This is a genomic window from Kitasatospora sp. NPDC057198, from assembly GCF_042670125.1.
In the GTDB taxonomy this organism is placed as follows: Bacteria; Actinomycetota; Actinomycetes; order Streptomycetales; family Streptomycetaceae; genus Kitasatospora.
Window position 1 is genome coordinate 1 of record NZ_JBHUWH010000424.1, and the last position, 6,720, is coordinate 6,720.

Here is a 6,720-nt window from a genome sequence, read left to right on the forward strand (position 1 = left end):
GGCGCCGGAGGGCGCGGGGGCTGCCTGGGCGGAGCGGTCGGGTCAGCGGCGGCTCCGGCGGGTGCGGGCGGTGGTGAGGACGGTGCCCGCGGCGATGGCGAGGGCGGCGGCGATGCCCGCGTACCAGACGAGGGCGTCGGTGCCGGTGTTCGGCAGCGGGGCCGGGCCCGGGGCCGGGCTGGGGCTGGGGGCCGGGTTCGGAACGGTCCGGTCGCGGGTGGAGCAGGCGGTGTCGGTCGAACCGGGCGCGCAGTTGGAGTCGGCCGGGCCGGTGACGGTGTTGGCGAGTTCCCGGTCGCCGGTGTCGGGGTTGTTCACGGTCACCGAGTAGGTGATCGTCACCGCGCCGCCCGCGGGCACGTCGCCCGTCCAGGAGACCACCGGCGCCGCGTAGGAGACGGTGCCGGAGCCGGCCTTGGCGTCGCCGTTGTAGACGGCGTCGTCCAGGTCGCCGCTGAGGTCGTCGGTGACGGCCGCGCCGGGGTAGTCGGCCTTGCCGGTGTTGGCCACCGTCACCGTGTAGGTGACCTGGTCGCCGTCCTTGACCGGGTCCTTGGCGTCGGAGGTCTTGGTGATCTTCAGGTCCGCGACGCCGTCGGCGGTGGTGCAGCCGGGGGCGCTGCGCAGCGGCGGGCAGGTGGAGTTGTTGGGGCCGGTGACGGCGTTGGTCAGCTGGTGGTCGCCGGTGTCGGGGTTGTCGACGGTCACCGAGTAGGTGAGGGTGACGGTCTGTCCGGCCGGGACGGCGCCGGCCCAGGCGAGGGTGGGCTCCTGGTAGGTGAGGGCGCCGGAGGTGGCCTTGGCGTCGCCGTTGTAGACGGCGTCGTCCAGGGTGCCGCCGAGGTTGTCGGCGGCGAAGGCGGCCGGGTAGTCGGCGGTGCCGTCGTTGGTGACCTCGACGGTGTAGGTGACGGTGTCGCCGGGCTTGACCGGGGTCTTGGCGTCGGAGGTCTTGGTGATGGCCAGGTCGGCGATGTCGTCGCTGGTGGAGCAGGCCGGGTCGGTGGATCCGGCCTGGCAGTTGGAGCCGTTGGGGGCGACGACGGTGTTGGCGAGTTCCTTGTCGCCGGTGTCGGGCTTGTTGACCCGCACCGAGTAGGTGAGCGTGACGGTCTCGCCGGGTGCCACGTCGCCCGTCCAGGTGAGCACGGGGGCCGCGTAGGCGGCGGTGCCGACGGCGGTGCCGTTGGCGTTGACGGCCTTGGCGTCGTTGTCGTACGCGGCGTCGTCGAGGTCGCGGCTGAGGTCGTCGGTGAGGACGGCGGCCGGGTAGACGGCCTTGCCGGGGTTGGTGACGGTCACGGTGTAGGTGACCTTGGCGCCGGGCCGGACGGGGGCGCGGCGGCTGTCGGAGGTCTTGGTGACCTGCAGCGCGGCGACCCGGTCGCGGGTGGTGCAGCGCGGGTCCTTCCCCCCGGGCGGGCAGTTGGAGTCGGCCGGGCCGGTGACGGCGTTGGCCAGCTCGTAGTCGCCCTTGTCGGGGTTGCCGACGGTCACCGAGTAGGTGATGGTCACCGAGTCGCCCGCGGGCACGTCGCCCGTCCAGGAGACCACCGGCGCCGCGTAGGAGACGGTGCCGGAGCCGGCCTTCGCGTCGCCGTTGTACGTCGCGTCGTCGAGGTCGCCGGTGAGGTCGTCGGTGATCGACGCGCCGGTGTACGGGGCGGTGCCGGTGTTGGTGACGGTGACGGTGTAGGTGACCTTGTCGCCCGCCTTGACCGGGTTCTGGGCGTCGGAGGTCTTGGCGACGGTCAGCTGGGCGATGTTCCCGGCGGTGGAGCAGACCGGGTCGCTGCCACCGGGCGGGCAGTTGGAGTCGGCGGGGCCGACGACCGCGTTGGTGACCTGCTTGTCGCCCTTGGCGGGCTTGTCGACGGTCACCGAGTAGGTGATGGTCACCGAGTCGTCCGCGGGCACGACGCCGTTCCAGCTCAGCACGGGGGCGGCGTAGGAGACGGTGCCGGAGCCGGCCTTCGCGTCGTTGTCGTAGGTGGCGTCGTCGAGGTCCTTGCTGAGGTCGTCGGTGATCGACGCGCCGGTGTACGGGGCGGTGCCGGTGTTGGTGACGGTGACGGTGTAGGTGATCTTGTCGCCGGGCTTGACCGGGTTCTTCGCGTCCGAGGACTTGGCGATCTTCAGTTCGGCGATCGGGACGGTGCTGGAGCAGGTCCGGTCGGTGGAGCCCGCGGCGCAGTTGGAGTCGGCCGGGCCGACGACCGCGTTGGTCAGCCGGTGGTCACCGGTGTCGGGCTGGTTGACGGTCACCGAGTAGGTGATGGTCACGCTCTGGCTCGCCGCCAGGTCGCCGTTCCAGGTGAGGGTGGGCGAGGCGAACGCGACCGTCCCCGAGGACGCCTTGGCGTCGTTGCCGTACGCCGCGTCGTCCAGCACCTTCGTCAGGTCGTCGCTGACGCTCACCCCGGTGCGGGGGGCGCCGACCAGGTTGGTGACGGTGACGGTGTAGGTGACCTTCTGGCCGGGCTTGGCGGTGGCGGTGTCGGCGGTCTTGGTGACCTTGAGGCCGGTCGCGTCCTCGTGCGTGGTGCACCCGGCCTCGGTGCCGGTGGTGCAGTTCGAGTAGCCGTTGCCGGTGACGCTGTTGTCGAGCCTGCCGTCGCCGCCGTCGGGGTTGTTGACGGTCACCGAGTAGGTGATGGTGGCGCTCTGACCCGCGGCCAGGGTGCCCGACCAGTTCAGCTTCGGCGCCGCGTAGGTGGCGGTGCCCGCGGTGGCCTTCGCGTCGTCGTCGTACGTCGCGTCGTCGAGGACGGCGGTCAGGTCGTCGACCGCGGTGGCGTCCACCGGGACTCGGCCGGTGTTCTCGACCGTCACCGTGTAGGAGACCTTGTCCCCCGGGTGCACGGTGCTGCCGGAGGCCGGGGAGGCGGTCTTGGTGATCGTGTACTGCGGGACGGCGAACTCCACCGTCGCGCAGGCGGGTGCCAGCAGGCCGACCAGGTCGGCGGTGTTCTCCGCGCAGTTCTGGTAGGTGGCGGCGGTGGCCGAGGTGACGTCCACGCTCAGCGTGCAGGAGGTCTGACCGGCCGTCAGGTCACCGGCCAGCTTCACCGAGGTGCCCCCGGCGGCGGCGGTGACCGTGCCGTTGGTGCAGGTGGTGGCGGTGTTCGGGGCGGACGCCACGGTCAGGCCGGCCGGCAGGTTGTCGGTGAACGACCAGCCGTCCTTCGCCAGCAGGTCCGAGGTGTTGGTGATGGTGAAGGTCAGCGTGGAGGTGCCGCCGACCGGGGCGGGCGAGGGGCTGAAGGACTTGTCGATCTGCGGGGTGACGTCCAGCACCCGGATGTTGTCGAACGCCGCGTCGTTGCCCGAGCCGGTGTTGGCGCTGTTGCGCAGGATGATCCCGAACTGGCTGCCGGTGAACAGGTACGGCTTGTTCGCCGTCGCCTGCACGGCCTTGATCGGGGCCTTCGCGTCCGGGTAGGTGTAGGTCTTGGCGCCCGGGTCGGTGCACGGGTTGAGCGGCACCGTGTTCAGCGCGATCTCGGTGCCGCCGGTGGTCAGGAAGAAGTTCTGCTGCGGGTCGGCGTACGCGCCGTCGTAGCAGACCGCACCCGAGGAGATGGAGGCCGTCAGGTAGTGGTTGGCGCCGGTGACGGGGATGTCCGTGTTGGTCTGCAGCTGGATGTCGGTGGGCGTGTAGGTGCCGTCCTCGGTCCAGGCCGCGACGCTGTGGTTCTTCGTCGGCGCGGCGTCGCCGCTGTACTCGCCGATCGCGGTGGCCACGTCCGCCAGGGTGTTCCAGAACTCGTCGGTCTTGCACTCCGCCGGGACGGGCCCGCGCTCGTCGTAGTCCATCACCCAGCCGTTGCAGAACGCCAGCCAGGACGGCGACGCGGTGTACGTCATGCCCGTCGCGCCCGTGTAGTCGGGCAGCCGGACCGGGGCCAGGCCCGCCATGCCGTTCTCGAAGTCCTCGCTGTACACCACCGTCGGATCGGCGGGCACCCCCGCCACCCGGTGCGCACCGGACCCGGCCGCCGCGGCCGCCGCCTTCTGTCCGCCGTGGCCCGCCGCCGCGACGGGGGTCACGCCCAGCGTGCTCAGCGCCAGGCCGAGCGTCACCGCCAAGGCCGGCTCCCACCGCCTGCGCCCGCGACCGCCTGCCGGTTTCAACCGAAGCATCCGGTGCCTCTCCCTCGTGATTGACGTTCAGTCAAAAGGGGAGTTTCGCCCTGTTTCTCACCGTTTTCTCATCCTGCCGCCCTGACACGCGGGAACCGCCCCCGAACAGCCGCCACCGGAACACGCCGAACGGCCCCGGCCGCCACGGCATCCCGGCCACCGCCGCCTACCAGTCGAGCGGTTCGGGCTGCTTGCCGGGGGCGGCGGGCTCGGCTCCGGCGTCGGCGAAGGCGCGCAGGGCCCGGACGAGGCCGGTGCGCTGGCGGGCGGGCATCGCCTGGACGATGCGGCGGATCTCCTCGCGACGGCGCTCGGTGGCCTCCACCACGGTGCGGGCGCCCCGGTCGGTGAGGGCGGCGCGCACCTCGCGCCGGTCCTCGGGGCGGGTGTCGCGCACGACCATGCCGGCGGCGGTGAGCCGCTCCAGCATCCGCATCGCGGTGGACGGGTTGACGGCGAGGTGCTCGGCCAGGCGCGAGAGGCTCATCGCGCCCCGGGAGTGCAGCAGCACGAGCATCCGGAACTGGGGGAGCGTCAGCGACTCGGCGACCTCGCCGAGCGAGCGCGCCGAGAGGGCGACCAGGACCCGGGAGGCGGTCAGGACCGCGGTGACCAGGTCCTCCTCCATGCCCCCCAGGTGCGGGGCGTCGAGGTCTGATGGCGAGTGATCGTCCGGCATGGGTCCTTTCTACATCCTGGCTCCCGGGGCACGGAGCCCTCCCCCTTCACACCTGCTCGTCCGAGCGGCGGCGCAGCAGCATCATCGCGGCGTCGTCCTTGAGCGGCCCGGCCGCGTAGTCGGCCACGTCGCGGCGCAGCGCCTCCAGCGCGCCGTCCGGGTCCTCGACGGACAACAGGCCGGCCCGCTCCAGCAGGGGGTAGAACTCGCCGGTGTGGTCGCGGGTCTCGGTGACGCCGTCGGTGTAGAGCAGCAGTTGGTCGCCGGAGCCGAGGTGCAGGTCGTGCGCTTCGGGCCCGGCGGGGCCGAGGGCGGCGAGGCCGAGCGGCGGGGCGCACCGGGCCGGTTCGGCGAGCAGGGCGCGGCCGTCGGCGCGGACGACCAGCGGTGGCGGGTGGCCGTAGTTGAGGAGGGTCACGGTGCCGTCGGCGGTGATCTCGGCGAGGATCGCGCTGACGAATTCCTCGCCTTCCAGGCGCCGGTTGAGGGCGCGTTCGATCCGGGCGCCGACGGCCTCCAGGACGGGTTCGTCGGGGGCGGCCTCGCGGAAGGCGCCGAGCACGACGGCGGCGGTCTCCACCGCGTCCAGGCCCTTGCCCTGGACGTCGCCGACCACGACGCGGGTGGTGCCGGCCAGCGTGGGGACGACCTCGTAGAGGTCGCCGCCGATGCGGGCCTCGGCTGCGGCGCTGGTGTAGGAGACGGCCAGGCGCACCGGCCCGGCCAGGGTGGGCACGGGGCGCAGCAGGACCCGCTGGGCGGCCTCGGCGACCGAGCGGACGTCGGCGAGTTCGCGTTCCGCCCTGCGGCGCAGCGCGGCGGCCAGGGCGGCGGCCGCGGTGACGCCGGCCACCGAGGCGAGGGCGACGGTGGCCCGCCTGCTGCCGAACATGCCGTCGTAGCAGGCGGCGGCCGTGCACAGGACGAAGGCCAGCGCGCCGACCAGCAGGGCGCGGCGGACGGTGCCGCTGACGCAGGCGAAGGCCGGGCCGATGGAGAACAGGGCGAGGTAGCCGACCTCCGGGCCCGCCGAGAGCTCGACCGCGGCGACGGCGGCCATCGCGGCGAACGGCAGCACGGGCAGCAGCAGGTCCACTCCGGTTCCGCGGGGCTGCATGGTCCCCCTTTCCGGCGGCATGGTTCACCGCCACCGCTACTTTTGCACTATGCAAAGTGACTGCACAAGGCCCGTCGGCGGTTCCCGTGCACCGCCGCGCGGGCCGCCCCGAGCGGTGCCGGAGGGCCGCCCCGAGCGGTACCGGAGGGCCGCCGGGAACCTCTGCACCGCACGGGACGGATACGTTTGCATTGTGCAAACATTGGGGCGGGCCGACCCGGCCGGCCCCGGACGGAATCGAGGAGACCGTGCCCACCAGGGTCAGAACGCCCCACCCGCCCACCGGCCTGCGCCGCTGGGCGCTGCGCCTGCCGATCCTGCTCTTCCGCCTGCACCTGGACCGCCTGCTCGGCGGGCGCATCGCCCTGCTCACCCACACCGGCCGCAGCACCGGACTCCCCCGCCGGGTCGCCCTGGAGATCACCGGCCGCGACCCGCTCACCGGCGACTACCTCCTCGCCTCCGGCTTCGGCCCCGCCTCGCAGTGGTACCGCAACGTCCGCCGCACCCCCGGGGTCACGCTGCGCGTCGGCGGCCGCGACCTGCCCGCCACCGCCCGGCCCCTCACGCCGGACGAGTCCGGGCTCGCCATGGCGGACTACGCCCTGCGCCACCCGCGGACGGCCCGCCGCCTGATGCGGCTGTGCGGCCTGGAGGTCGACGGCTCCGGCCGTGACTACTACCTGGTCGGCCGCGACCACGTCCCCTTCGTCGCCGTCCGCCCCCACCGGTCCTGACCGGCCGCGGGCCGGCCGGTCGGCGGCGGGCGCGTCCTGCGCGC

General features: G+C 73.2%; 4 protein-coding genes. 1 reads left to right on the forward strand and 3 read right to left on the reverse strand.

From position 1 onward, the window contains the following. Positions 1-42: 42 nt before the first annotated feature. The 3 genes from ACFUEL_RS32080 to ACFUEL_RS32090 form a co-directional block, all read right to left on the reverse strand. Entirely contained in the window at positions 43-4,083 is a 4,041-nt protein-coding gene (locus tag ACFUEL_RS32080) for an isopeptide-forming domain-containing fimbrial protein (protein WP_380240484.1), read from the reverse strand. A gap of 226 nt (positions 4,084-4,309) precedes the next feature. Then, the gene (locus tag ACFUEL_RS32085; RefSeq protein ID WP_380240478.1) at positions 4,310-4,822 is read right to left on the reverse strand and encodes a MarR family winged helix-turn-helix transcriptional regulator; all 513 of its coding nucleotides are present in this window, start codon (positions 4,820-4,822) and stop codon (positions 4,310-4,312) included. Positions 4,823-4,868: 46 nt separating this feature from the next. Then, positions 4,869-5,939, reverse strand: a complete 1,071-nt coding sequence (locus tag ACFUEL_RS32090) for a PP2C family protein-serine/threonine phosphatase (RefSeq protein ID WP_380240480.1) — start codon at positions 5,937-5,939, stop codon at positions 4,869-4,871. A 248-nt stretch (positions 5,940-6,187) separates the two neighbouring features. On the opposite strand from ACFUEL_RS32090, the gene ACFUEL_RS32095 reads away from it, so the two are divergent. Further along, positions 6,188-6,676: a nitroreductase family deazaflavin-dependent oxidoreductase gene (locus ACFUEL_RS32095; protein WP_380240482.1), complete on the forward strand. Its 489-nt coding sequence runs from the start codon at positions 6,188-6,190 to the stop codon at positions 6,674-6,676. The last annotated feature ends 44 nt before the right edge of the window (positions 6,677-6,720 follow it).